This is a genomic window from Myxococcus faecalis (assembly GCF_050039385.1).
GTDB classification, from domain to species: Bacteria; Myxococcota; Myxococcia; order Myxococcales; family Myxococcaceae; genus Myxococcus; species Myxococcus fulvus.
The window spans coordinates 1,131,788-1,156,741 of sequence record NZ_CP144336.1; the positions used below are offsets into that span (position 1 = coordinate 1,131,788).

Sequence of the window (24,954 nt, forward strand, 5' to 3'; positions counted from 1 at the left end):
GAACGCGGCGGGAGCTGGCGAGCAATCGTCACCCAGCCCCGCACCGAAGACGTGGTACCGGTGGACCGTCGCGGCCACCAGAAAGGGAGCTGCCGGAATGCTCGCCATCGGAGACCTCGCGCCTGACTTCGTCGCCATCGACTGTCATGGCGTGCCCCTGAGCCTGTCCGCGCTGCGAGGACGCCGCGTCGTCCTCTTCTTCTTCCCCAAGGCCTTCACGCTCGGCTGCACCATCGAGAACCGGGCGTTCCGCGACAACCACCTGCACTTGCAGGAGCTGGGCGCCGAGCTGGTCGGCGTCTCCGTGGACACCCAGGCCACCCAGTGCGCGTTCGCCGAGAAGGAGGACATCCACTTCTCGCTGCTCGGAGACCCGGACCGCGTCATCAGCCGCGCCTACGACGTCCTCTGGCCCGTGCTCCGCGTGGACCGCCGCGTCACCTTCATCATCGGCCCGGAAGGCCGCATCGAGGACATCATCCGTCACGAGGTGCGCGTGTACCGCCATCTGGACGACGTGCTCGCCTACCTCGAGTCCCACCCCATGACGGCCGCGTACGACTCGGCCGCCTGAGTCACTCCCAGGCGCAGTGGTACTCGCAGTGGGCCGCGCCCCGCGCCCGGCACATCGGATGCGTGACGCGCGGCGACAGCCCGCCCGACAGCTCGATGGCCCGCTCGTGCCAGCCGATGATGGTGAGACAGTCCGCCTCCGTGACGTTCTCGGCGCTGAAGGTGCGCAGGATGGCGGAGCGAGGCCCCGTGGACTCGTACGTGCGCGAGCCCACCGCGTAATAGAAGCGGTAGATGCGCGGCGCCTGGCTCAACAGGAAGTGCGGCTCTCCGCGCCGGATGAACGCGCTCTGCTCCCCGTGCAGCGCCTCGTCCGCGGACGAGCGGCCCATGTCGATGAAGGCCCGTCCCTCGTCCTCCGGCGACAGCACCTCCGCGATGGCCGAGTCCAACCGCAGGTTCAGCTCCAGCGGATACCAGGCCACCGGGAGGATGGCCTGGCGCAACACGGCCTGGTCCACCGGGGGCAGCCGCCCCAGGACCTCGTCCACCCGAACCTGCCCGCCCACCCGGCGCAGCATGTTCAGGCGCGCGATGAGCACGCCCCCCTTGATGCGAGAGCCCGAGCCTTCCAGAACCATGAGAAGTCCGTGGGTTGCACCAACCTCACGCATTGTGACAGCCGGGTGGCGGAGGCGGCAACCATCCCCCTGCCCGGCCGTCCCTCAACACGCTGTTATTTCTAGGGAAACATGATTTCAGATTCACCGCGGCCGTGAAAAATAACCTGGGGGGGTGCTGGGGGTTGAGGCAGTCGTGAGCATCAGGGAGACAGGCGGCCAGGTGGTGGCGATGCCGTCTCGCCGGCTGGCCCTGGAGGGGGCACCGGACGAGGTGCTGTGCCGCGCCTTCCTGGACGGGGAGACGGCGGCGTTCGAGGTGCTGGTGCTGCGGCACCGGGCGCTCATCTTCTCGCTGGTGCGCCGCTACACGACGCGGCCCGAGGACGCCGCGGACCTGACGCAGGGCGCGTTCCTGCGCGCGCTGGAGGCCTCGCGCCGGGTGTTCTCGCGCTTCACGCCGACGGGGCCGGCGCCGTTCCGGGCGTGGCTGGTGCGAATCGCGCTCAACCTGGCGAAGAACCACGCGCGCCAGGGGCAGCGGTGGCGGCCGGTGCTGGTGGAGGCCCCCCGCGAGGACGTGGCCGAGGCGCCCGGGGAATCCGCGCAGGACGGGTTGGAGCGGGCCGAGCGGGCGCGGAAGGTTCGCGAGGAGGTCCTCACCCTGCCCCGTCGTCAGCGCGAGGTGCTGACGCTGCGCGTGGACGCGGGCCTGGCGTTCAAGGATATCGCGCAGACGCTCGGCATCACCGAGAACAATGCGAAGGTTCAGTTCCACCATGCGGTGAAGCGCCTGAAGGCGCGGGTGGGTGAGCCGGAGGAGAAGCACTGATGGCCGCATGCCCGGACATGGAAGCCCGACTGGACCTGCACGCCGCGGGGGCCCTGGAGCCCGAGGAGTCGGTGCCGCTGTTGCGGCACGTGGAGGCGTGCGCGGGGTGCCGCGAGGCGCTCGCGCAGTCGATGGAGGTGCTGTCGCTGGTGGCGCTGCCCGCGCCGACGGCCGCGGAGAAGGCCGCGCAGGACACCGTCCCCCAGCGCGCGCTGGAGACGTGGAGGCGCGAGCGCATGAGCCAGACGCTGCGACGGCGCACGGTGGGCTCGCTGCTGGCCGCGGCGGCGGTGGTCGCGGCGATGGTGCTGATGCCGGGCCTGCCGCGTCCGTGGACGACGCAGGGGGCCTCCCCCACCGAGTCCGCCGATGTCCGCGCCGAGGAGCGCGCGGTGGAGGCGCAGACGCTCGCGGACTTCGAGGCCTGGGCGGGGCTGGAGCCGCTGGAGGGCGGGGCGACGTGGGAAGACGAGGAGTCCTTCGAGGACCTCGAGAGCTGGGACGACGACCTGCTGGGAGAGACGTTGTGAAGACGATGACGCGCACGTCGTGGGTGATGCTGTCCGTGGTGCTCGTGCCCTGGCTGGCGCTGGCGAAGCCCGGTGACAAGGGCGAGGAGCGCTCCGCGCGCGTGACCGAGCGGATGGAGCGCCTGGAGAAGCGGCTGCGGCTGCGGCAGGTGCTGGCGCTGTCGGAGGCGCTGGAGCTGGACAACCAGCAGGCGCTGAAGATGGAGCAGACGCTGCGCCAGTTCGACGAGAAGCGCAGGCCGCTGCGCGAGCAGGTGCGGGAGGCCGCGCGCACGCTGCACCAGGCGGCCCGGGGTGACAGCGCGGCGCTGGCGCAGGTGGACGCGGCCGCGCAGCGCGCCTTCGAGGCCCGTGAGCGCATCACCGTGCTGGACCGGGAGATGTACCAGGCGCTGGCGAAGGAGCTGCCCGCGGACAAGCGGGCGAAGCTGGCGCTCACCCTGGCCAGGGACGGCGGCCGGATGAAGCGGCCCTGGAGGGGCGAGGGGCCGGGCGACGCGGGCGCGGACGACTGAGCGCGGGTGCGCCCCGGGTCCGGGACAAACAGGCATCCAACCCGGAGTGCGGCGCGGGGGCATGACTACCGTCAGGGAGCCGACGGCGCGTGTCGCGCCGTCACCGAGGAGGCTTCCATGCGTCCGCTGATTCGACTCGCGCCCCTGTTGATGGCGTGTGCCCTCACGGCCTGCGCCGGCATCGACGTGAGCACGAACTACGACCCGAGCGCCGTCCAGCAGCTCGACGGCTACAAGACCTACGCGTGGCTGCCGCAGCCCCAGGGCAGCGACAAGCGCGTGTACAACCCCATCGTCGGCGGTGAGGTGGAGCGGGCGGCGGACGCCTATCTCCAGTCGCACGGCTACCAGAAGGTGGAGGCCAATCCGGACTTCCTCCTCGGCTGGCACGGGGCCATCGACAACAAGCTGGAGGCGGACACCGTCAACGCGTACTACGGCTATCCGTACGACCCGATGTGGGATCCGTTCTATGGGGGCGGCCCGGTGGCCATGTCGGCGCCGGAGACGGTGGTGCGCGAGTACGAGCAGGGGACGCTGATCATCGACGTGGTCGACGCCCAGTCGAAGAAGCTGGTGTGGCGCGGCCAGGCCCAGTCGGAGATCGACGACAGCGCCAAGGCGGAGAAGCAGCAGTCGCGCATCAACAAGTCGGTGGAGGAGATCCTCGAGCGCTTCCCACCCCGGGGTGGGAAGTAGCCAGGTGCGCGTGTCCGGCGCCGGGGCGTCGGACGCCGGACACGCCCGCTGTCCTGGAGGTCCGGTCGTGACGTGGCGGGGACGTGAGCAGCTTGAGCCGGCTCCATGTCCCCTCCGCGCCGACTCGTTGGATGCGTCCTGCTGCTCCTCTGGGTGAGCGGCTGCTCCGTCGCGGCGCCCCGCTCGGAGCTGGTGCGGCGGGTGGGACGTTCGGACCTGTCCGTCGAGGCGCTGCGCGTCCGCGTGCGGGACATGGCCCGGCGCTTCTCGGGGTTGTTGGAGGCCTCCGCGGATGAAATCGCGGCGGAGTCCGGCTCCGAGGAGGTGCGCGCGGCGATGACGCGGTTCAAGATCAACGCGGTGCCCGCGATGCAGGCGGCCCTGCTCCAGCCGGACCCCGTGGCGGCGCTGGTGGATGCGTGGGCGCTGCTCGCGCAGCTCGAGCTCGCCCTGCCCCCGCGGGCGACGGGCGCGGGCGCGTCACCGGAGCTCGTGGCCCGGGCGGAGCGGATGTTGCGCCAGCAGGAGGCGGAGGTGGAGGCGCTCTGGAAGGACGTCTGCGGACGTCAGGACGTGGAGGGCGCGCGGGCGCGGGTCCATGAGTGGGCCGCGGAGCACCCGCTGGTGGGCCCGCTCGTCACGCGGGTGTCCACGGTGTCGTTGCTCGCGGAGGTGACCTCGATGTCCGGCATGGGGGCCCTGGGGACGGCGGGGGTGCTGGTGGAGGATGTCCGGGACCTGACGGCGCGCGTGGACCTGTATGCGGCGTCACTGCCGCGGCAGGCGCGCTGGCAGGCGGAGTCGATGGCGCAGGATGCGCTGAAGGCGGTGCCCACGCGCGAGGTGCTGGCGGACCTGGGGCGCGCCGTGGACACGCTGGAGCAGTTCGGAGCGCTGGCGGCGGGGACGTCCGCGCTGGTGGCGCGGGAGCGGAGCGCGATGCTGTCCGCGCTCACCTCGGAGCGCGAGGCGCTGCAGCGCTTCGTCGAGCAGGAGCGACGGGCCTTGATGGTGGAGGTGGCGGGCGAGCGACAGGCCGTGCTCTCCGCGCTCCACACGGAGCGGGTGGAGACCCTTCAGCAGGGCGAGCGCATCGGCCTCGGGATGGTGGACCTGACCTTCCAGCGCGCGACGCTGCTGGTCGACCGGGTGTTCCTGTGGCTGCTCGGGATGACGCTCGTGGGCGTGCTGGGGGGGCTGGGCCTCGCGGTGCTGCTGCTGCGCGCGTGGAGGCGCAAGGCGGGTTGAGTCGCGCGACCTCCCGCCGGGCGCGGAAGCCACGCCCCCGTCCGCTCCCGCCCCCCATCCGCCGCTTGCGGCCACCTGCTGAGCGCGGAGCCACGCGGCCTCGTTCGAACAACCTCCCACGAGGCCACGCGGACCGCCACCAGTTCCACTCAGGGACTCGCGTCGGCGGGAGGCTGCTCGGGCAGCGTGACGCTCCTCCACGCGCCCTTCACGCTCTCGGGGATGATGAGGGGCCGCTCGCAACGGGCGCGGTCCCACTTCCCCAGGTCCGCGCACGCGTCGTACGTGGACTGGAAGAAGTCGAGCAGGAAGGCCCTCGGGTCCTTCGCGCGCCGCACGGCTTCGTACGGCAGCAGGAACTCCTTCAGGTTCGCGTCGTACCCCGCCCCCGAGGGCTTCACGCTCGCTTCAGCGAACCCCTTCGGCTCGGGCGCCGCGTAGCAATAGAACGCCGCGCCACCGAGCACCTCCGTGCCGGGCCAGAAGCCCACGCTGCACACCTCCTCGCAATACGCCTCCGCCGTCACCGCGTCAGCGCCCGGCCGCGCCGGAGCGGGCCGCCCGCCGAAGCGCGTCACCGCCAGGTCGAAGCTCCCCCAGAAGAACTGCACGGGGCTGCACTTGCCCGTGAAGCCCGCGCGGAACGCCTTCATCGCGATGTGGGCCTGCAACAACGCCCGCCACCAGTTGCGCACGTGCCCGGGCACATACGTCGCGTGGTGCGTGTCCTGGCTGAAGGGCGTCGTGTCATCGGGAATCTCCACCGGCTGCTCCCAGATGCGCACCTCCACGCCCAGCTCGCGCAACGTCGACATGACGTCCCGATAGAACTCGGCCACCGAGCGCGCCGTCAGCTCCATGACGCGCACGTCTCCACGGCTCGTCAGGAAGCGCAGCTCGCTGGCCAGGAAGTCGAAGTCCACCTCGAAGCTCCCATTCCCATAGGGAATCAGCCCCGTGGTGAGCCCGCGAGACGTCACGCGGAACGACACGTTCCACCAGTGGTTCTCCGGCGGCGTCAGCGCCAACCGCACCTTGCCGAGCACCTGGGTGTAACGGTGCAGCGTGGCATAGGTGTCCTTCCACTCCGCGAAGGGCAGCGCGGGCCACGCCTCCTCCCGCGTCCCGAATCCGGATGTCGACAGGGCCATGCGGCTCCCTCCTCAAGGGCCACGTCCACCTGGGACGGTGACCCCAGGGACACGCCCGCGCCACACGAGCCCCCAGGCCCGCATGCCGTGAGGGCGGAGGAAGGAGCGCCGGCCCACGAGGACACCCAGTCCCTCACGAACGACGCATCACCCGCCCGGGCGGCTGTCCCCACCCGGGCCGGCGAACAAGGCCCCGCTCAGGGCTGGGCGAGCGCGGCGTCGACGGCCTTGCGCAGCTCGTCGCTCTCCGGCGTCACCTTGCTCGGGAAGCCCGCGCGCACCTGGCCGTCCTTACCCACCACGTACTTGTGGAAGTTCCACTTCGGCGCGTCGTGGTCCTTCGACAGGAAGGCGTAGACAGGCGACTGGCCCTCGCCCTTCGTCTTCACCTTCTCGAACATGGGGAACGTCACCTTGAAGCGCAGCTCACAGAACTTCGCGATCTGCTCCGAGCTGCCCGGCTCCTGTCCACCGAAGTCGTTGGACGGGAAGCCCAGCACCACGACGCCCTTGTCCTTGTAGTCCTGGTAGAGCTTCTCCAGGCCCGCGTACTGCGGCGTGTAACCACACTCGGACGCGGTGTTCACGATGACCAGGACCTTGCCCTGGTAGTCGGAGAGGTTCGCGGGCTTGCCATCGAGGCGGTTGGCGGACAACGCGTGCAGGGACATGGGCTTCTTCTCGCTGGAGGGCTGGGACTTCGCGGGAGTGGACGGCTTCGTCGCCACATCACCGGCCAGGGCCGGGGTGACGGCGAGCGCCGAGGCGACGCACAGGACATGAAGGGTTCGCATGCGGCCGGAAGGATGCCGAAGCCCCGGCCCCGTTTCACGCCCTTCTGTCCTGTCCGTGACAATCACCGCCGCCCCCCCGACGCGCCACGTCGCGATGACGGGGCCTCCTCGCCCGTGAAGAGCGAGCGCAGCACCCGGCCCGTCGCCGTCTTCAGCTTCGCCACCTCGCGAGGCGTGCCCGCCGCGACGATGTGGCCACCCTCCTCGCCGCCCTCGGGCCCCAGCTCCACCAGGTGGTCCGCCGCGCCGATGACCGACGGGTGGTGCTCGATGACCACCAGCGTGTCGCCGCGGTCCACCAGCCGGCCCATGAAGGTGATGAGCTTCTCCACGTCGCCCACGTGCAGGCCCGTGGTGGGCTCGTCCAGCACGTAGAGCGTGGGCTCGTGCCGCGAGGACGCCGTCAGCTCGGCCGCCAGCTTCAACCGCTGCGCCTCACCGCCGGACAGCGTGTTGGAGCCCTGGCCCAGCTGGAGGTAGCCCACGCCCAGGTCCGCGAGGCACTGCAGCGGCGCCGCCACCTTGGGCAGGTTCTGGAAGACGTCCTTCGCCTCGTCCGCGGACAGCCGCAGCACGTCGCCGATGGACAGCCCGTGGTAGCGCACCTCCAGCGTCGCCGCGTCGAAGCGCGCGCCCCCACAGGCCTCGCACGGCGTCACCACGTCCGGGAGGAAGGACATCTCGTGGGAGATGGAGCCCTGGCCCTCGCACGCGGTGCACCGTCCACCGCTCGCCGTGTTGAAGGAGAAGCGCGCGGCGGAGAAGCCGCGAATCTTCGCCTCGGGGGTCGCCGCGAAGGCCCGACGCAGCTCGTCCCAGATGCCCAGGAACGTCGCGGGCACCGAGCGCGGCGTGCGGCCGATGGGAGACTGGTCCACCGACATCACCCGCTTCACCGCCTCCACGCCCTTGAGCGAGTCGAACGGTCCGGGCCGCGAGGACACCAGCTCCAGCGCCTCTCGCAGCGCCGGGTACAGCACCTGCCGAATCAGCGTGCTCTTGCCCGAGCCGGACACGCCGCTGACGACGTTGAGCCGGCCCACCGGCAGCCGCAGGTCCACGCGCTTCAGGTTGTTGGCCCGCGCGCCCTTCAGCTCCAGCCACTGCTTCGGCTCCCCGCGTCCTGAGGGAGGCCGCACCTGGGACGCCCGCAGCGCGAGCGCCGTGGGGGACTCGCCCTGGAGCACCACGTCCGGAGGTCCCTCCGCGAGGATGCGCCCACCGCCGCGTCCGCCCGTCGGGCCCAGATCCAGCAGGTGGTCCGCCGCGCGGATGGTGTCCGAGTCATGCTCCACCACCAGCACCGTGGAGCCGGTGTTCACCAGCGCGCGCAGGTTGTCGAGCAGCCGGTGCGTGTCGCGCGGGTGCAGGCCGATGGTCGGCTCGTCGAGCACGTACATCGCGCCGGTGAGCCCCGCGCCCAGTTGCGCCGACAGCCGCAGGCGCTGCATCTCCCCACCCGACAGCGTGGCCGCGTTGCGGTCCAGGGACAGGTAGCCCAGGCCCACCCGCTCCAGGAACTCCATGCGCCGCAGCAACTCCTGCCGCGACGGCTCGCCGAGCAGCGCCCGATCTCCCTTGAACTTCCAGCCCCGCACCCGCGCCAGCGAGGCCGCCACGGACTGCTGCACCACCTCGTGGTAGCGCGCTCCTTCCAGGCGCACGCCCCGAGGCACCGGCGCCAGTCGACTGCCGCCGCACTCACGGCACGGCGCCGTCTCGCCCTCGGCCTGCGCTTCGGGGCCACCCTTCACACCCGTGCCCTCGCACGACTCGCAGCGGCCCTGCTTGGTGTTGAACGAGAACCAGCGCGGGTCCAGCTCCGGCACCGCCGTGCCGCACTTGGGGCACGTGCGCTCGGTGGACAGGAGCGTCTCGCCCTTCGACGTGCGAACCTTGAGCGCGCCCTGCCCCCAGCCCAGCGCCTTGTCGAACACGTCCCGGGGCAGCTTCGACAGCTTGCCCTCGTGCATCACCAGGTCGATGTCGTGCTCGCGCGTCTTCGCCAGGCGCGGCGGGTCGTCCGTGGAGGACAGCTGTCCGTCGACGATGGCCGTGGTGATGCCCGCGCGCGCCGCGGCGGCGAAGACATCCAGGTACGTGCCCTTGCGCGAGCGCACCGCCGGCGCCAGCACCGTCCCATCCCCCTTCAGTTGGGAGAGCTGCGCGAACAACACCTCCGGCGACGTGGAGGTGATGGGCGTGTCGTCGTTGGGGCAGTGCGGCTCGCCCAGCTTGGCGAACAAGAGCCGCAGGTAGTGGGCCACCTCGGTGACGGTGGCCACCGTGCTGGTGCCGCCCGCGCGCGAGGTGCGCTGCTCCAGCGCCACGCTCGGCGGAATGGAGCTGACGCGCTCCACGTCCGGCCGGGGCATGGTGGGCAGGAACTGGCGCGCGTACGGGCTGAGCGTCTCCAGGAAGCGCCGCTGCCCTTCCGCGAACACCACGTCGAACGCGAGCGAGCTCTTGCCCGAGCCGCTCGGCCCCGTGACGACAGTCATCTTCCCCAGGGGAATCTTGCAGGACACGTCCTGGAGGTTGTGCTCGCGCGCGTGCTCCACCTCGATGGCGGGCGCCGCGTCCTTGCCCGGCCGCCGCGCCTTCACCACGCGGCCCAGGGGCTTGCGCTCGCCCCGGAGCGCCACCGCCGTCGCGCCCTCGCCGCGCGCCACCGACTCCGGCGTGCCCTCGGCCACCAGCCGCCCGCCGTCCTTGCCGCCCACCGGCCCCAGGTCGATGACCCAGTCCGACGCCTTCATCACCGCGACGTCATGGTCCACCACGATGACGCTCGCGCCCTTGTCCACCAGCGCGTGCAGCGCGTCGATGACGTGACGCACGTCCCCCGCGTGCAGGCCCGCACTCGGCTCGTCGATGAGGAACAGCGCGCCCTTCGCCTCGCTGGCCAGCGCCCGCGCCAGCTTCAACCGCTGCGCCTCGCCGCCCGACAGCGTGGACAGAGGCTGTCCCAACGGCAGGTAGCCCAGGCCCAACCGCGCCACCGGCCCCAGCGCGCGCTGCAGGGCCGCGTCGCTCCCGAAGTGCTGGAGCACCTCCGCCACCGTCATCTCCAGCACCTGCGCCACGCTGAAGCCCTGGTGTCGGACGGCGAGCACCTCCTCCTTGAAGCGCCGGCCCCGGCACACCGCGCACAACAGGGCAACGTCCGCGAGGAACTGCATCTCCACCGTCTCGTAGCCCTCGCCCGAGCACGCCTCGCAGCGCCCCTTGTCCACGTTGAAGGAGAAGTGCGCCGGCGTCAGGCCGCGCACCTCGGCGTCCGGCTCCGCGGCGAAGCGCTCGCGCAGCCGGTCCCACGCCTTGGTGTACGTGGCCGCGTTGCCACGCGAGGTGCGCCCCAGCGGAGACTGGTCCACGAAGGTGATGGCCTTCACCGCGTCGGCCCCCTCCAGCGCGTCCACCGCGCCCGGGGCCTCCACGTCCTTCACGCCCAGCCGCCGCGCCAGGTGCCGGTAGAGCACCTCGTCCACCAACGTGCTCTTGCCCGAGCCGCTCGGCCCCGTCACCGCGCACAGCACGCCCAGCGGCACCTTCACCGACAGCGCCTTGAGGTTGTGCTCGCGCGCGCCCTTCACCACCAGCTCACCGGTCCGCTCGCGCGGCGCCCGCTTCGTCTCGGCTCCACCCGCGAGCAGCCGGCCCGTGGGCAGGTCCTTGCGCTTCGCCAGCGCCTCGGGAGGACCGTCGAAGCACAGCTCGCCGCCCTCGCGGCCCGCGCCCGGCCCCAGCTCCAGCACGCGGTGCGCGGAGCGGATGACCAGCGGGTCATGCTCGATGACGAGCGCAATGTTGCCGCGCTCCGCCAGCTCCGCGATGGCCTCCGTCAGCGGCGGCACGTCGCCCGGGTGCAGCCCCACGGTGGGCTCATCCAGCACGAAGAGCGAGCCGGTGAGCGAGGTGCCCAGCGCGGCCGTCAGCGACACGCGCTGCGCCTCGCCACCGGACAGCGTGCGCGCCTGCCGGTCCAGCGTCAGGTAGCCCAGCCCCACGCGCTGCAGGTAGCGCAGGCGTCCGGCCAGCTCGCGCCGCGCCAGCTCCCCCTGCCCCGTCGTCGTGCCCAGCGCGTCCAGCCGCGCCAGCGCCTGCGTCAGCTCCAGCCCGTGCCACCCCGGCAGGTCCAACCCGCCCACGCGGTAGGCCCGCGCCTGCTCGTTGAGCCGCGCGCCGCCGCAGTCCTTGCACAGCGAATACGCCCGGTAGCGCGCCAGCAGCACGCGCACGTGCATCTTGTACGTGCGCCCCTCCATCCACCGGAACCACGCGCGCACGCCCGGATACGCGCGGCCGTCGTCGTAGTCCCCCGCGCCCTCCAGCACCGACTCGCGCTGCGCCGGCGTCAGCGAGGACCAGGGCGCATCCAGGGGAATCTTCTTCTCGCGGCACCAGCGCTGGAGCATGCCGCGCTCCCACTCCGTCGACGCGCCGGACCACGGACGGATGGCGCCCTGCGACAGGCTCAGCGCCGGGTTGGGAATCACCTTGTCCCAGTCGATGCCGATGGTGCGGCCAAAGCCCCGGCACGCCGCGCACGCGCCCACGGGCGACTGGTAGCTGAACAGGCCCGGCCGCGCCGCCTCGAACTCGCGCGCGCACTTCGGACACACCAGGCCCCGGCGCACCCGCTTCGCTTCCGCGCCGGGCAACAGCACCACCGCCTCGCCCTCGGCGCGGTTCCACGCGTCCTCCAGCGCCTGCGTCACCCGCCCCACCTGCGACGACGACAGCTTCACCCGGTCCACCAGCACGCGGGCGATGCCCGCCGGATCCGTGGCCTCCGAGGGCTTGAGCGACTCCAGCTCCCGCACCTCGCCCTGCACCACCAGCCGGTGGTAGCCGTCCTTCAACAGGCGCGCGCGCACGTCCAGGAACGACGCCGTGTCGGGGATGCGCAGCGGGAAGGCGATGAGCGCCGCGGCGTCCGGGGACTCGGCCACCAGCGCGCGGGCCGCCACGCCCGCGTCGGTGCGCACCGCCTCCACCCCGCATGCGGGACACACGGGCATCGCCTCGCGCGTGAAGAGCGCGGACAGGTACGGCTCCACGTCCGCCAGCGTCGCCACCGTGGAGCGCGAGCTCTTCACCGGCGCCCGACGGTCCACCGCCACGCCCGCCGCCACCGGCTCCAGCGCCTCCATGGGCGGCCGCTCCAGCCGCTCGAGGAACTGCCGGGCATACGGGCTGAAGCTCTCCACGAAGCGCCGTTGTCCCTCGGCGTACAGCGTGTCGAGCGCCAGGCTCGACTTGCCCGCGCCCGAGACTCCGGTGATGCAGACCAGCTCCCCCTCCGCCAGGTCGACGGAGAGGTCCTTGAGGTTGTGGGTGCGCGCGCCTACGAGGTGGGTCTTGTGCATTTCGGGTCGGAGGTTTAACGACCCGACACTCCAACGCCACAGACAAGTGAAGCTGTTTACCGATGCGAGCCCTCCCCGGTTGGGTGGAGGCCGAGCGGCTTGATACAACGGGGGTACAATCGAGCGCGCGAGGGCGGCACCCGGCCCGGTGCCCATCCCAGCCTCGCGACGCAGGAGGCCTTATGGCCGAGGGAGTCGTCGACAAATCCCCCCCCCGTGACGCGCTGTTCTCCGCCTCGCCCTCCCTGGTGTTGCTGGAAGTCGATGGACGCCCCGCCTCGGGCTTCGTCGCCACCGGGCAGGGACACCTCGTCACCAGCCTCCACGCCGTCGCCGGCGCCCGCGAGATTCACGCGGTGATGGCGGACGGCACGCGCACGGAGGTGGTCCAGGTCGTCGCCATGGATGACCGCCGCGACCTGGCCGTGCTGCGACTGCCCGTCCCCGAGCTCGCCCCGCCGCTCGACCTGGCTCCCGTCTGCCTGCCCGGCGAGGGGGACACCGTCTATGTCCTGCGGGCCACCGCCAGCCCCGCACCGGAGGTCCGCTCGCAGGAGGTCCGGGCCGTCCAGGTGCTCGGCGACTGGCTCACCCTGCTGGAGCTCACCCGCACGCTCCCCGACGACTTCTCCGGCGGTCCGGTGCTCGACCTGCGAGGCGGCGTGGTGGGCGTGGCCACCGCGGCGCTCGCCAACGGCCGCTCGCTGGGCCTGGTCATCCCCACCCGCTACCTGCTGCCGCTCCTGCAGGGCGCCGGAAGCCTGCCCCTGTCCGCGCTGGAGACGCCGCGCCGCCGCGCCAGCCGCGTGCGCCAGGTGCCACGCCACCCGCTGAGCCTGCTGGAAGGCGCCAACACCGACGCGCTCGAGTCCATCGCCACCACGCTCGGCCACGCCATCAACGCCGGCGCGCCCGCGTACAACCGCGGCGACGTGGACGGCTGCTACCGGCTCTATGCGCGCACCGCCGAGAAGCTCATCGCCACGTGCGAGGCCTTCCCCGGCGCCCAGCGCGCCCTGCGCGACGGCCTGTCACGCTGCGCCGGCCTGCAGGACTCCGACGACCGCGCCTGGGCCCTGCGCGACGCCTTCGACGGGCTGCTGGACGTCATCGGCCGCTGGCTCCAGGTCCGGCCCACGTCGCCGCGCCCCTCGCCCAAGTCCAGCCCGGGCACCCCCAGCCTCGTGGTGGCGCCCGCGACCAAGCGCTACCTCAACTAGTCGCGCGCGGCTCCTCCCACCAGACCCGCAGCGCGTAGCCCGCCGGGGCGCGCTCCAGCACCTCCACCCGCGCCGTCACCCGGGTGCGCAGGAGCACGCCCTCCACCACGCCCGCCACGAAGTCCGGCAGCGGGTCCGCGTCCACCACCCGCACGCACCACTCGCGCTCGCGCACGGGCGCAAGCTCCATGCGCATGTCCTCGCGGCCCGCCTTCAGGTACGTGGGCAGCCGCGTCAGGCACCGCTCCGTGCCCAGCAGCGGCGCCGCCGTGGCGAAGATGCGCCCCACCAGCGTCTGCGCGAAGCCCTCCACGTAGGACAGCCCCAGGGCCCGGTTCGCCGCCTCCGGCGTCTGCCCCGCGCACACGAAGCGCCGCGCCACCCCTAGCGCGGCGCGCCACACGGTGAGCGGATAGGACTCCTGCAGGTCCTCTTCGTCGTAGCCGATGTCCTTGAGGGACTGGGCGAACGCCCCGGACGGCTTCAGCGCGTGCACGAACAGCCCCTCGAAGTTGCGCCGCGGCACGCAGACGGCCACCTGCGCCCTGCGCCCCACCGTCACCACGTCCTGTGAGCCCCGCCGTTCCATGACCACCCCCCCGTGCTTCGAATCCACCCGTCGTCCCGCAGTCTAACAGCCCGCCGGGCGCGAGGCTTTGGTTGCCCTGGAAAACTAGACCCTCGGCGCACTTTTACAACCGGAGGGCTCGTGCAACGATGGCCGTTTGCAATGCGAGGAGTCCCATGCGGGTCCTGATAGTCGCTCAGGGAGGGGCGGACCTGTCGCCACTGGAAACCCTGCTGGAAGAGCGGGGCATGACGGTGGTCCACGTCTCCAGGGACGTGGATGTGCCAGCGGCATGGCGCGCCGGCCCCTGCCCACTGGTGGTGCTGGATGCACGCGAGAGTGGCTCGCGCATGCCGCTCGTGCGGGCCCTGCGCAGCCTGCCCGGCGGCGCGTCCGCCGTGGTGCTGCTCGTGGGACGCCGCGGCGCGCTGCGGGCCCTGGAGCCGGCGCTGGAGGACGGCGCCGACGAGGTGCTGGCCTGGCCCCCGGACCTGGAGGAGCTGCGGGTGCGGCTGGACATGGCCGAGCGCAGGTACGCGCGGCGCGAGTCCCGGATGGGGGTGCCCTTCGGGGACGAGCTGCGCGACACCATGCTCGCCGTCAGCCCCGTGCCCACCTCCATCACCACGCTGGGCGAGGGCAAGGTCGTCGCCGCCAATGACGCGTACTTCCGCGCCTTCGGATACACGCGCGAGGAGATGCTGGGCAAGACGACGGTGGACCTGCACCTGTGGGAGCGCCCCATCGACCGCGCGCAGGTGATGGAGCGGCTGCGCCGGCACGGCTCGGTGCGCGGGGTGGACGCCCAGTACCACACGCGCACGGGCGAGGTGCGCCACACGCTGCTCTTCATGGGCCTGGTGCCCTACGCGGGCGAGCCGCACGTCATCTCGTTCTTCCCCGACATCACGCCGATAAAACAGGCGGAGGAGGAGGTGCGCCGCTCCGAGGTGAGCTTCCGCACCCTCATCCAGAGCCTGCCGGACCTGGTCGCCGTGTTCGACCGCAACGCGCGCGTGCGCTACGCCAACCTCAAGGTGGCGCGCGCGCTGGGCTACTCGGACGTGAAGGAGCTGGTCGGCAAGCACATCTCCGACATGATTCCCCCCGAGGACTTCGCCTCCGCGGACGCGCGCATGCACGAGGCCCTGCGCACCGGCCGCAACGCCCTGCAAGAAAGGCGCATGGTGCGCCGCGACGGCGGCATCCTCCACGTGGAGTCCACCACCTTCCCGCTGCACTTCGACGGCGAGGACTCCATCGTCTCCGTGGCGCATGATTTGACGGAGCGCCACCAGATGCAGGCCCGGCTGATGCTCGCCGAGCGCATGGCGTCGGTGGGCACGCTCGCCGCGGGCGTGGCGCACGAAATCAACAACCCGCTGGCGTACCTCACCGCCAACCTCGCCTTCGCGCGCGAGGAGCTCTCGCGCGTGCCCGCCCCCGGCGTGGACGCGTCCTTGTCGGAGGCGCTGTCGGACGCGCAGGCCGCGCTCTCCGAGGCCCAGCAGGGCGCCGAGCGCGTGCGCACCATCGTCCGCGACCTGAAGACCTTCAGCCGGGTGGACTCGGTGGAGGACTCCGTCGTGGACGTGCGCGCGGTGCTGGAGTCCACGCTGAACCTGGCCACCACGGAGATCCGCCACCGCGCGCGGCTGGTGAAGCTCTTCGAGGACGTGCCCCCCGTGCGCGCCAACGAGTCGCGGCTGGGCCAGGTGTTCCTCAACCTGCTGGTCAACGCCGCGCAGGCCATCCCCGAGGGCGCGCCGGACCGCCACGAGATTCGCGTGGGCGCGCGCCTGGGCGAGGGCGGCCGCGTGCTGGTGGAGGTGACGGACACGGGCGTGGGCATCGCCACCGAGCACCTGCCGCGCCTGTTCGACCCGTTCTTCACCACCAAGGCCCCCGGCGTGGGCACCGGCCTGGGCCTGTCCATCTGCCACAACCTGGTGACGGCGCTCGGCGGCGAGATCCAGGTCCGCAGCGCTCCCGGCCGGGGCTCCACCTTCCGCGTGCTGCTGCCCTCCGCGGAGCCCGTGCGCGTCGAGCCCGCCCCGCCCGCGCCGCGGCCCGAGCCCGCCGCGCCGGTGGAGAAGCGCGGCCGGCTGCTCGTCGTCGACGACGAGCCCCTGGTCTGCACCGCCCTGGGCCGCACCCTGCGCCCCCACCACGATGTCACCCTGGCGACACGCGCACAGGACGCGCTGGAGCGCATCGAGGCCGGCGAGTCCTACGACGTCGTCTTCTGCGACTTGATGATGCCCGGCATGAGCGGGATGGACTTCTACTCCACCCTCATGAAGCGCCATCCGGAGCAGGCCCGCCGCGTCATCTTCCTCACCGGCGGTGCGGTGACCCCCCAGGCCCGCGCCTTCCTCGAAACCGTCACCAGTCCCCACATCGAAAAGCCCTTCGCGGGACGCGAACTGCTGTCCTTGGTGCAGGAACGACTGGCCCGCGCCTGATCCGGGTCACTGTCCACCTGTGGAAGAATCGGACAGGCTCACTCGCCGGCTGTCCTTCAATTCCCCAGCGACTCTCCGGGCCTCCCCACCCGGTGTCCAAGAAGGCCATCACAAGCCCCCAGTTTCATTGAGCTCAAACGAATCCCTCCGAGGAAGACCTTGGGATTCCTGAAGAATTTCCAGCATCCAGGCCCTCTGACGTGGGCTGGTACGCGGGTTGCTCCAGGACTGACGCGCCGCACCGAGGAGGCCTCTCGGAGCGGCGGAACCGGGTGAGCTCCAAGCAGTCTGAGGCTCGCCCGCCCCCTCGGTCTCCTGGAGGCAGCAGGCGTGACGTCGGACAGCAACAGGCAGGGCGGGATGCGCGCGGTGTGCGTGCGGTGGCTGGGCGCGGCGATGGTGGCCACGGCGGGCACGGCGTGCGCGGCGACTCCAGCCTCCGCGGCCCAGACGCGCGGCGCCCAGACGTTCTCCGCGGACACGGTGGTGGAGCTGGCCCGGCAGAAGGCGGCGCGGCCGTACGAGGCGCCGGTGTCGACGTTGCCGGAGTCCTACAAGTCGCTCGACTACGACGCGTACCGGGACATCCGCTACCGCCCGGAGAAGGCGCGCTGGCGTGACGCGAAGCTGCCCTTCCAGGCGCAGTTCTTCCACCCGGGCCGCTCGTTCCAGTTCCCGGTGGTGATGCACGAGGTGGCCGAGGGCAAGGCCCGGCCGCTCGCCTTCTCCCCGGAGCTGTTCACCTACGGCCCGCTGGTGAAGCCCGGTCCGCTGAAGAAGGCGGATGGCTTCGCGGGCATGCGCCTGTCGCATCCGCTCAACCGCGAGGACGTGTTCGACGAGCTGGTGGTGTTCCAGGGCGCCAGCTACTTCCGCGCGCTCGGCCGGGGCAGCCTGTATGGCCTGTCCGCGCGCGGGCTCGCCATCGACACCGCGACGTCGCGCCCCGAGGAGTTCCCCGACTTCAGGGAGCTGTGGCTGGAGAAGCCCGCGCCCGGCGCGGACCGCGTGGTGGTGCACGCGCTGATGGACAGCCCCAGCGTCACGGGCGCCTACCGCTTCACCATCATCCCTGGGGCGAACACGGTGATGGAGGTGGAGGCCACCGTCTTCGCGCGCAAGGCCGTGGCGGAGCTGGGCGTGGCGCCGCTGACGAGCATGTACCTGTTCGGCGAGAACGACCGCGGCGACTACGACGACTTCCGCCCGGAGGTGCACGACTCGGACGGCCTCTTCGTCTGGACGCGCGCGGGCGAGCAGCTCTGGCGGCCCCTGCAGAACCCCGAGCGCATCAACGTCTCCAGCTTCCAGGTGGAGAGCCCGCGCGCCTTCGGCGTCCTGCAGCGCGACACCACGTTCGCCCACTATGAGGACCTGGAGGCGCACTACGAGCGCCGGCCCTCCGCGTGGGTGGAGCCCGTGGGCGACTGGGGTCCGGGCGTGGTGCGGCTGGTGGAGCTGCCGACGCCGGACGAGACGAACGACAACATCGTCGCCTTCTGGGTCCCGAGGAAGACGCTGGGCCCCGGGGACTCGCTGAAGGTCGCGTACAAGCTGCACTGGGGCGCGCACTCGCCCTGGCCGGTGACGGGCTCCACGGTGGTCGCCACGCGCGTGGACGCGGGCGACTCGTGGAAGGGCGCCCGGCTCAAGGACGCGCGCCCCATGCGCCGCTTCATCATCGACTTCGCGGCGCTGCCCGACTTCGCGGAGGACGACGTCCCGGTGGAGCTGGTCGTCAGCGCCTCCTCGGGCAAGGTCCTGCGCCCCATCGCCACGCGCCACACGCCCACCGGCGGCTGGCGCGCCACCTTCGAGCTGCACCCCACCACCCCCGTCCCCACCGAGCTGCGCGCGTTCCTCAAGCGCGGCCCGGAGACCCTCACCGAGACCTGGAGCTACCTGTGGATTCCGTGACGACACTGACCACCTGCCCTTCCGTCCCGACCACCGTGTGGGCCGGCCCGCGCGCTCGCGCGGCGCTCGACACCTTCTTCAAGGGCTTCGGCTTCACCGCCGAGGCGGACCTCTCCACGCTGGCCGCGTGGGTGCTGGATGGCTTCGGCGCGCACGGGGCCCAGCCCCAGGCGGCGGTGGCGCTGGCCCGGGCCCGGATGGAGACGTGGCTGTCGGGCGTGCTGGGGCTGGAGCACTCGGGCCCGGGGCTGCTGTCGCGGGGCCGGGCGGCGTTCGTGCTGTGCGACGGCGCGAGCCGGGGCGCGCGGCTGCTCACCCGTCCCGCGGCGCCGGAGGACTTCGTCCGGGCGGTGCGCGCGGCGGTGCCGGTGCCGGCGCCCGCGCAGGTCAGCTCGGTGATGCCCGAGCAGCAGCTGGTGCTCAACCCGTTCGGGGAGATGCTGCGCCGCTGGTGGCGTGGCGCCACGGCGGGCATGTCCACCTCGCCCTGAGGCGGGCCTGGGGAGCCTCGCGATGCAAGCCCACTCGTTTTCGCCCGAGAGCGCCGGCTACCGGCGCGCCGGAGTGCTGGGACTGGCGGCCGTCACCACCGTGGTGGGGACGTGCGAGATGCACCGCCTGCTGAGCGCTCAAGGGACGTCGGTGCCGGAAGGGGTGCTGGTGGGGCTCTTCGCGCTGTGCTTCGGCTGGATTGCCCTGTCGTTCTTCACGGCGGTGGCGGGCTTCCTCCAACTGGCCCTCGCCTCGCGGATGCCCGGGCTGCGCTACCCCACGGCGGAGGAGGAGTCTCAGCCGCTGGGGTCGCGCACCTCGGTGGTGATGCCCATCCACAACGAGGACCCCGCGGCCGTCTTCGCCAACGTGCAGGCCACGTACGAGTCGGTGGCCGCGACGGGGCACCTGGACGCGTTCGATTTCTACGTGCTGAGCGACTCCACGCGCGCCGAGTCGTGGGTGGCCGAGGAGCTGGCGTGGTCGGACTTGTGCCGTCGGGTGGGCGGACAGGGCCGCATCTTCTACCGGCGGCGCACGGACAACACGGGCAAGAAGGCCGGCAACCTGGGTGACTTCTGTGAGCGGTGGGGACGCCGCTACGACTTCACGGTGGTGCTGGACGCCGACAGCCTGATGGAGGGCCGCACGCTGGTGAAGATGGCGCGGCTGATGGAGCTCAACCCGCGCGCGGGCATCCTCCAGGCGCCGCCCCTGAACGTGGGTCGCACCACGCTGTTCGCCCGGCTGCAGCAGTTCGCCGGCCGGGTGTACGGCCCCGTCGTGGCGGCGGGCGCGGCGGCGTGGCAGCTGGGCGAGTCCAACTACTGGGGCCACAACGCCATCATCCGCACGGAGGCGTTCATCAACCACTGCGGGCTGCCGGTGCTCCCGGGCAAGCAGCCCTTCGGCGGCCACATCCTCAGCCACGACTTCGTCGAGGCGGCGCTGATGCGGCGCGCGGGCTACACGGTGTGGCTGGTGCCGGAATTGGGCGGCAGCTACGAGCAGCCCCCGCCGAACCTGCTGGCGTACGCGCAGCGGGACCGGCGCTGGTGCCAGGGAAACCTGCAGCACCTGAGCCTGGTGATGGCGGGGGGCTGGCATCCGCTCAGCCGGGGCCACTTCCTGATGGGCGTCATGTCGTACGCGGCCTCGCCCTTGTGGTTGTTGTTCCTGACCGCGGGCCTGGTGGCCGCGCTGCACGACCGCTTCCTCCTGGACGTGTCCACGCTGGAGTCCCCCGCGCTCGCGTTCGACGCGCCGGGCGCGCTGCGCCTGTTCGCGGTGTCGATGGGGATGCTGTTCGCGCCCAAGTTCCTGGGGCTGACGCTGGCGCTCTTCAAGAAGGGCGAGGCGGCGCGGATGGGCGGAAGGTGGAAGCTCATCCTCAGCGTGCTCGCGGAGAGCGTGCTCGCGTCGCTGCTGGCGCCGGTGATGATGCTGTTCCAGTCGCACTTCGTGTTCGGCACGCTGCTGGGCTACCGGGTGAACTGGTCCAGCCAGCAGCGCGAGGACGCGGACCTGCCCTGGTCCGAGGCGACGCGGCGGCACGTGGCGCACATGGCGGTGGGCGTGGCGATGGTGGCGGTGGCGGCGCTGGTGTCCACGGCGCTGGTGGCGTGGCTGATGCCGGTGGTGGTGGGGCTCCTGCTCGCCGTGCCCCTCACGGTGCTGACGGCCCGCGCGTCGCTGGGGTTGTGGGCGGCGCGTCGAGGGCTGTTCCTGATGCCCGAGGAGACCGAGCCGCCCGAGGTGGTGGAGCGCGCGCAGGCCATCACCGAGGAGCACGGGGTGGAGCCGGTGCCGGACGCCATCGAGCGGGTGCTCACCGACGCGAAGACCCACGCGCTGCACGTGGCGCTGCTGGAGTCGCAGCCGGGGCTCGCGGAGACGACGACGCCCGCGGCGCTGGAGTCCGCGCGGCGCAAGCTCCTGGGTGACAACGCCGAGCCCCTCTCCGCGCAGGAGAAGGTGGCGGCGCTGCTGGATGTCACCACGTTGAGCGAGGCCCGCGAGCAGCGGCTGACGCGCACGCTGTCGTGAGCCTGGAGCGGGCACCCGCGTCACGCGGATGCCCGGGCGCCTGGGAGCCGTGTCAGTAACACTCGGCGCAGTTCGAGGTGATGACGCTGCCCAGGTACATGCCTCCGCCCGGCGTGTAGCAGTAGTAGCGCATCTGGTTGCCCCAGCGGCCACCACACTCGTCGAGCGACAGGCACTCCCAGACGGGATAGCCGGTGTCTCCGGGGGCGCAGCCGTCATAGAGGGCCTGCTGCTGGCTCTCGGGGGCCACCTCCGCCGGTGCCTCCGCTTCGACGCCACCGCAGCCCACCGTGAAGAGACTCATCATCAGCGCTGCCGACACTCCGTGGACTCGCATGGACCACTCCAGTTGTGAGGGGGTTGAGACGGCACTGCGACGAACGGCGGTGAGAGACTCAGCCAACTGCCCGAGCACTGTCCAGACGGCCAATTCGGACCCTGATGTGTCGTTCCCGACCCGTGACGTCTCGCAGGGGCGAGCGACTGCAATGTTTCACTTCAGGCGGCTCGCCATCCGCGAGACACGACGTGTCCTCGCCCGCGGACCTCGGGCGCTCGATTGAATGCGACACCGTAGACGACTCGCTCCCGCTGACGGATGACCGCCGGCTCCGGCTCGCGACCGCGCACGGAGGGCCGCCAACCCGGTCTCGCGACACGAGGCCTGAGTCCGCACTCGCGGGCCTCGGGCCTATCGACGACCAGGCCTCGCCGTCTACTCGTCCGAGTCGCGCAGGATGCCCGCCGTCAGCGGCCACGGCAGGCCCTGCTCCGCGGTGCGACGGACCTCGCGGTCCTCGAGCCTGCGAGTCATCAGCCCGCGCAGGTTGAAGCGCGCCGCCCGCGCCAGAGGGCCCGCGCGAGCCTTCAACGCGCCACGCGAGACCTTGCGCGAGGTGGTCAGCCCCACGAACACACGGTTCGCCGTGGTGCGCGCATCGAAGGCATGCAGCTGCTCGAAGCTCGCGCGCCACGTCTGGAGCATGGCGGGATAGAGCGGATTGGGCGAGCGGTGCACGTTGCTCACCACCGCGCCATCGGCCGTCAGTCGCGCGCGCACGGCCCGGAGGAACTCCCACGTCGCCAGCGAGCGAGGCACACCCCGGGGGCCGAAGGCATCCAGGAGGATGACGTCATACGCGGGCCCAGGCTTCTCGATGAACCGCCTCCCCTCCTCCAGGTGCAGCCGCAGCTGGGCGTCCTCGCGCAGACCGAAGAATCGCCGGGCCACGTCGAGCACCTCCGCGTCACAGTCCACCGCGTCGATGTGGACCTGGGGCAGCGCCGCGCGCAGGAACATCGGCAGCGAGCCCGCGCCCACGCCCACCATGAGGATGCGCCGGGGCTGGGCCACGAAGGCCACGCCGGCCACCATGCCTTGCGTGTACTCGAGCTCCAGCTGCAGCGGGAAGCCCTGCCCCGTGACGCTCTGGTAGGCGCTGTCCCAGCCGAACTGGAGGTAGCGCCGGCCCTCCGTGTCCTGGCTGACGATGCAGCGGTAGGAGCCGGGCTGCCCCACGTACAGCACGGTGCGCGGGACGTTGAGCCAGCGGAAGACACGGGCCAGGGTGCGTCGGGTGCGTGCCGGGCGGGCCCCCGGCGACGTCAGGCCGAGCGCGGCCCCGGAGCGCGAGAGGACCCGCGTCCAGGGCGCTTGTCTCCACCAGGGACCTCGTGCGCGCGGCCAGGTCACGAGGGCAGGTCTATCACCTTCCGTGGCCGTCGCTGGTGGGCATGCTCCGTCACGCGAAGAACCGGCGCAGCACGGCCACCATCGCCGCCACGTCGCTGGCGCACGCCATCTCCCGGATGGAGTGCATGGACAGCATGGGATTGCCCACGTCCACCGTGCGGATGCCGAGCTGCCCGGCGGTGATGGGTCCAATCGTGCTGCCACAGCCCAGGTCCGTGCGTGTCACGAAGTGCTGCGCCGTCACGCCCGCCTCGCGGCACAGCGCGGCGAAGTGCGCCCACGACTCGCCATCCGTCGCGTACGACTGGTTCACGTTGGACTTGATGACCGGGCCCAGGCCCATCTGCGGCTGGTGCTTGGGCTCGTGCAGCGAGGCGTAGTTGGGGTGCACCGCGTGCGCCATGTCCGCGCTGACCAGGAAGGACTGGGCGATGGCGCGGTGGAACGCGTCGGGCTTGCCGTCCGAGTGCGCCAGGGTGATGCGCTCCAGCAGCGTGCGCAGGAAGGGGGACGCGGCGCCCTGCGCGCTGCGGCTGCCCACCTCCTCGTGGTCGAACAGGATGACGCCGCTGGTGGACTCGCGCGAGGGCGGGGCCGTCAACAGCGCCGTCAGGCTCGAGTGACAGCTGGCGAGGTTGTCCAGGCGCGCGGCATGGAGGAACTCGTCGTGCGCGCCCGAGCGCGTGGACGGCTGCAAATCATAGAGGCACAGGTCGTAGCCGAGGATGTCCGCGGGCTCGGCCTTCACCCCACCCTTCGCCAGCTCCTGCACGAGCAGCCCGCGCAGGTCCACCGCGCCGCCGCTCTCCAGCCCCAGCACCGGCACCATGTGCTCCTGGGCGTTGAGCTTCAGGCCGTCCGAGTTGACGGTGCGGTTGAGGTGGATGGCCAGGTTGGGCACGCGCAACAGCGGCCGGCGGAAGTCCACCAGGTGGCCCCTGGGCTTGCCGCCCTCCATCACCACGACGCGGCCGGCGAGCGACAGGTCGCGGTCCGTCCACGTGTGCAGGAGGACGCCGCCGTAGATTTCGACGCCGAGCTGCTGGTAGCCGTTCTTCGACACCTGCGCGTTCGGCTTGAGCCGCAGGTTGGGCGAGTCCGTGTGCGAGCCGACCAGCCGGAAGCCCGAGCGGTCCACCGGCGCCGTGCCCAGCTGGAAGGCGGCGATGCTGGTGTCGCCGCGGGTGACGTAGACGCGCTCGCCCGGCTTCAGCGTCCAGGACTCGCGCTCGTCCAGCGCGCGATAGCCGGCCTTCTCCAGGCGGCGGGCCGTCTCGCGCACCGCGTGGTACGGCGTCGGCGAGGCGTCGATGTACGCGAGCAAGTCATTGGCCAGGGCATCGGTATCGGTCGGGCTCATGTCGGCCCGAAGCTAACCCCTGGCGGGCGTCGCGCCACGTCCGAATCACGCCACCCGGACGGGGGAGCGGCCCCCGGGCTGTCCCGGGGGAACCACCACGGAGGCCGGCCGGGCCTTGGGCGCCGCGTCCAGGAACGTGCCCAGCAGCACCCAGCGCCGCGCCTCCCCTTCCGCGCCGCGCCGCGCCACCACCGGCGTCGTGTAGTGCCAGAAGGGCAGCCGGTACACGGTCAGCCCTCCCACGGTGCTCACCTTCGCCATCTCCGACAGGTGATGGTCCTTCTCGTAGACCAGGTACTGGTGCTCGACGCCGGGCATGGTGAGGCTCAGGTGCATGTCCACGTAGCCGTCGCGGGCCTCGGCCTCCTCGGGGTGGTGGTCATTGTGCGGCCCGGAGTAGTCCCCGGGGCCGTAGCACAGCACCTGGATGCCCCAGTTGCGGCGCAGCACGCGGCCACTGACGGCGGCGGCGAAGCCCGCGAACGTGTCCGAGCGCAGCATCCCCGTCAGCCCCACCGCCTCCGCCGCCTTCCAGGAGCGCGAGCGCCGGTTCTCCAGGAGCGCGGTGCGCACCCGCACCGTCTTGGGCAAGAGCTCCATGTAGTTCATCGTCATCCCGGAGATGGAGTCCACGGGGATGGGGTCCTCCATGGGCACCACCAGGTCGCGCAGCGCCGCGTCGAGCGCGTCGCGGCACGCGGTGGCCTTCGCCACGTCCACCACGCCCTGCAGCGCCACGAAGCGCCGCGCGGGGTCCAGCAGCGCGCCCGCCACCGCCTTGTCCTTGCCCTCCAGGATGCGGCGGCCCTTGGGGGTGAGCAGGTCTGCGAACTGGCTGGGGAATCGCTTCATGCCGCCCCGAATACGGCTTCACGCGCCGGTTGTCGTGCGGAATGCGCGAGCCGACCTGCCCGGTGTG

The 24,954-nt window shown here is 71.8% G+C and carries 20 protein-coding genes; 11 read left to right on the forward strand and 9 right to left on the reverse strand.

Translation table 11 applies throughout. The features are described from left to right. Positions 1–97: 97 nt before the first annotated feature. Entirely contained in the window at positions 98–574 is a 477-nt protein-coding gene (locus VZQ01_RS04395) for a peroxiredoxin (RefSeq protein WP_141333400.1), read from the forward strand. Between the two features lies 1 nt (position 575). Here VZQ01_RS04395 and VZQ01_RS04400 read toward each other — a convergent pair whose 3' ends face one another. Further along, positions 576–1,154 (reverse strand): TIGR02265 family protein, encoded by a 579-nt coding sequence (locus VZQ01_RS04400; protein WP_223783126.1) that lies wholly within the window; start codon positions 1,152–1,154, stop codon positions 576–578. 175 nt (positions 1,155–1,329) lie between these two features. Between VZQ01_RS04400 and VZQ01_RS04405 the strand changes: the two genes are divergently transcribed. The 5 genes from VZQ01_RS04405 to VZQ01_RS04425 all read left to right on the forward strand — a co-directional run bounded on the left by VZQ01_RS04405 (position 1,330) and on the right by VZQ01_RS04425 (position 4,957). Continuing rightward, on the forward strand, positions 1,330–1,965 hold the full coding sequence (locus VZQ01_RS04405; RefSeq protein WP_223746550.1) for an RNA polymerase sigma factor: 636 nt from the start codon (positions 1,330–1,332) through the stop codon (positions 1,963–1,965). After that, positions 1,965–2,495 (forward strand): zf-HC2 domain-containing protein, encoded by a 531-nt coding sequence (locus VZQ01_RS04410; protein ID WP_408890947.1) that lies wholly within the window; start codon positions 1,965–1,967, stop codon positions 2,493–2,495. Before VZQ01_RS04405 ends, VZQ01_RS04410 begins: the two co-directional genes overlap by 1 nt. Before the next feature lie 5 nt (positions 2,496–2,500). After that, complete coding sequence (locus VZQ01_RS04415) at positions 2,501–3,010, forward strand: hypothetical protein (protein WP_255652834.1); 510 nt, start codon at positions 2,501–2,503, stop codon at positions 3,008–3,010. Positions 3,011–3,127: 117 nt separating this feature from the next. Beyond that, positions 3,128–3,709, forward strand: a complete 582-nt coding sequence (locus tag VZQ01_RS04420; protein ID WP_223746548.1) for a DUF4136 domain-containing protein — start codon at positions 3,128–3,130, stop codon at positions 3,707–3,709. 105 nt (positions 3,710–3,814) lie between these two features. After that, positions 3,815–4,957, forward strand: a complete 1,143-nt coding sequence (locus tag VZQ01_RS04425) for a chemotaxis protein (RefSeq protein ID WP_223746547.1) — start codon at positions 3,815–3,817, stop codon at positions 4,955–4,957. A gap of 149 nt (positions 4,958–5,106) precedes the next feature. Here the strand turns inward: VZQ01_RS04425 and VZQ01_RS04430 are convergent, their stop codons facing one another. The 3 genes from VZQ01_RS04430 to uvrA all read right to left on the reverse strand — a co-directional run bounded on the left by VZQ01_RS04430 (position 5,107) and on the right by uvrA (position 12,274). Beyond that, the gene (locus tag VZQ01_RS04430; protein WP_223746546.1) at positions 5,107–6,108 is read right to left on the reverse strand and encodes a DUF5996 family protein; all 1,002 of its coding nucleotides are present in this window, start codon (positions 6,106–6,108) and stop codon (positions 5,107–5,109) included. A 197-nt stretch (positions 6,109–6,305) separates the two neighbouring features. Beyond that, entirely contained in the window at positions 6,306–6,902 is a 597-nt protein-coding gene (locus tag VZQ01_RS04435; protein WP_223783129.1) for a glutathione peroxidase, read from the reverse strand. 62 nt (positions 6,903–6,964) lie between these two features. Beyond that, complete coding sequence (uvrA, locus tag VZQ01_RS04440; protein ID WP_426746964.1) at positions 6,965–12,274, reverse strand: excinuclease ABC subunit UvrA; 5,310 nt, start codon at positions 12,272–12,274, stop codon at positions 6,965–6,967. A 182-nt stretch (positions 12,275–12,456) separates the two neighbouring features. Here uvrA and VZQ01_RS04445 point away from each other — a divergent pair, with 182 nt between their 5' ends. Continuing rightward, on the forward strand, positions 12,457–13,494 hold the full coding sequence (locus VZQ01_RS04445; protein WP_223746543.1) for a S1 family peptidase: 1,038 nt from the start codon (positions 12,457–12,459) through the stop codon (positions 13,492–13,494). Here the strand turns inward: VZQ01_RS04445 and VZQ01_RS04450 are convergent. Next, positions 13,487–14,110 (reverse strand): DUF2378 family protein, encoded by a 624-nt coding sequence (locus tag VZQ01_RS04450; RefSeq protein ID WP_426746966.1) that lies wholly within the window; start codon positions 14,108–14,110, stop codon positions 13,487–13,489. The two genes, VZQ01_RS04445 and VZQ01_RS04450, sit on opposite strands and share 8 nt — an antisense overlap. A gap of 128 nt (positions 14,111–14,238) precedes the next feature. On the opposite strand from VZQ01_RS04450, the gene VZQ01_RS04455 reads away from it, so the two are divergent. From VZQ01_RS04455 to mdoH, 4 genes are all read left to right on the forward strand, one after another. Beyond that, positions 14,239–16,527, forward strand: coding sequence for a PAS domain S-box protein (locus tag VZQ01_RS04455; protein ID WP_426746967.1), 2,289 nt, complete (start codon positions 14,239–14,241; stop codon positions 16,525–16,527). A gap of 360 nt (positions 16,528–16,887) precedes the next feature. After that, complete coding sequence (locus tag VZQ01_RS04460) at positions 16,888–18,444, forward strand: OpgD/OpgG family glucan biosynthesis protein (RefSeq protein ID WP_223783175.1); 1,557 nt, start codon at positions 16,888–16,890, stop codon at positions 18,442–18,444. After that, positions 18,441–18,935 (forward strand): hypothetical protein, encoded by a 495-nt coding sequence (locus tag VZQ01_RS04465; protein WP_223783132.1) that lies wholly within the window; start codon positions 18,441–18,443, stop codon positions 18,933–18,935. The genes VZQ01_RS04460 and VZQ01_RS04465 overlap by 4 nt, the downstream gene beginning before the upstream one ends. A gap of 22 nt (positions 18,936–18,957) precedes the next feature. Beyond that, positions 18,958–20,982 (forward strand): glucans biosynthesis glucosyltransferase MdoH, encoded by a 2,025-nt coding sequence (gene mdoH, locus VZQ01_RS04470; RefSeq protein ID WP_426746968.1) that lies wholly within the window; start codon positions 18,958–18,960, stop codon positions 20,980–20,982. A 52-nt stretch (positions 20,983–21,034) separates the two neighbouring features. Here mdoH and VZQ01_RS04475 read toward each other — a convergent pair whose 3' ends face one another. The 4 genes from VZQ01_RS04475 to VZQ01_RS04490 all read right to left on the reverse strand — a co-directional run bounded on the left by VZQ01_RS04475 (position 21,035) and on the right by VZQ01_RS04490 (position 24,887). Continuing rightward, a complete protein-coding gene (locus VZQ01_RS04475; RefSeq protein WP_426746969.1) occupies positions 21,035–21,319 on the reverse strand; it encodes a hypothetical protein in 285 nt (94 codons plus the stop codon). A gap of 378 nt (positions 21,320–21,697) precedes the next feature. Continuing rightward, positions 21,698–22,675 carry a spermidine synthase gene (locus tag VZQ01_RS04480; protein ID WP_426746970.1) on the reverse strand — a complete coding sequence of 326 codons (978 nt, stop codon included), beginning with the start codon at positions 22,673–22,675 and terminating at the stop codon, positions 21,698–21,700. Between the two features lie 49 nt (positions 22,676–22,724). After that, the gene (locus VZQ01_RS04485; protein WP_426746971.1) at positions 22,725–24,035 is read right to left on the reverse strand and encodes a M18 family aminopeptidase; all 1,311 of its coding nucleotides are present in this window, start codon (positions 24,033–24,035) and stop codon (positions 22,725–22,727) included. Between the two features lie 45 nt (positions 24,036–24,080). Next, positions 24,081–24,887: a hypothetical protein gene (locus VZQ01_RS04490; protein WP_408890953.1), complete on the reverse strand. Its 807-nt coding sequence runs from the start codon at positions 24,885–24,887 to the stop codon at positions 24,081–24,083. Positions 24,888–24,954 lie beyond the last annotated feature (67 nt).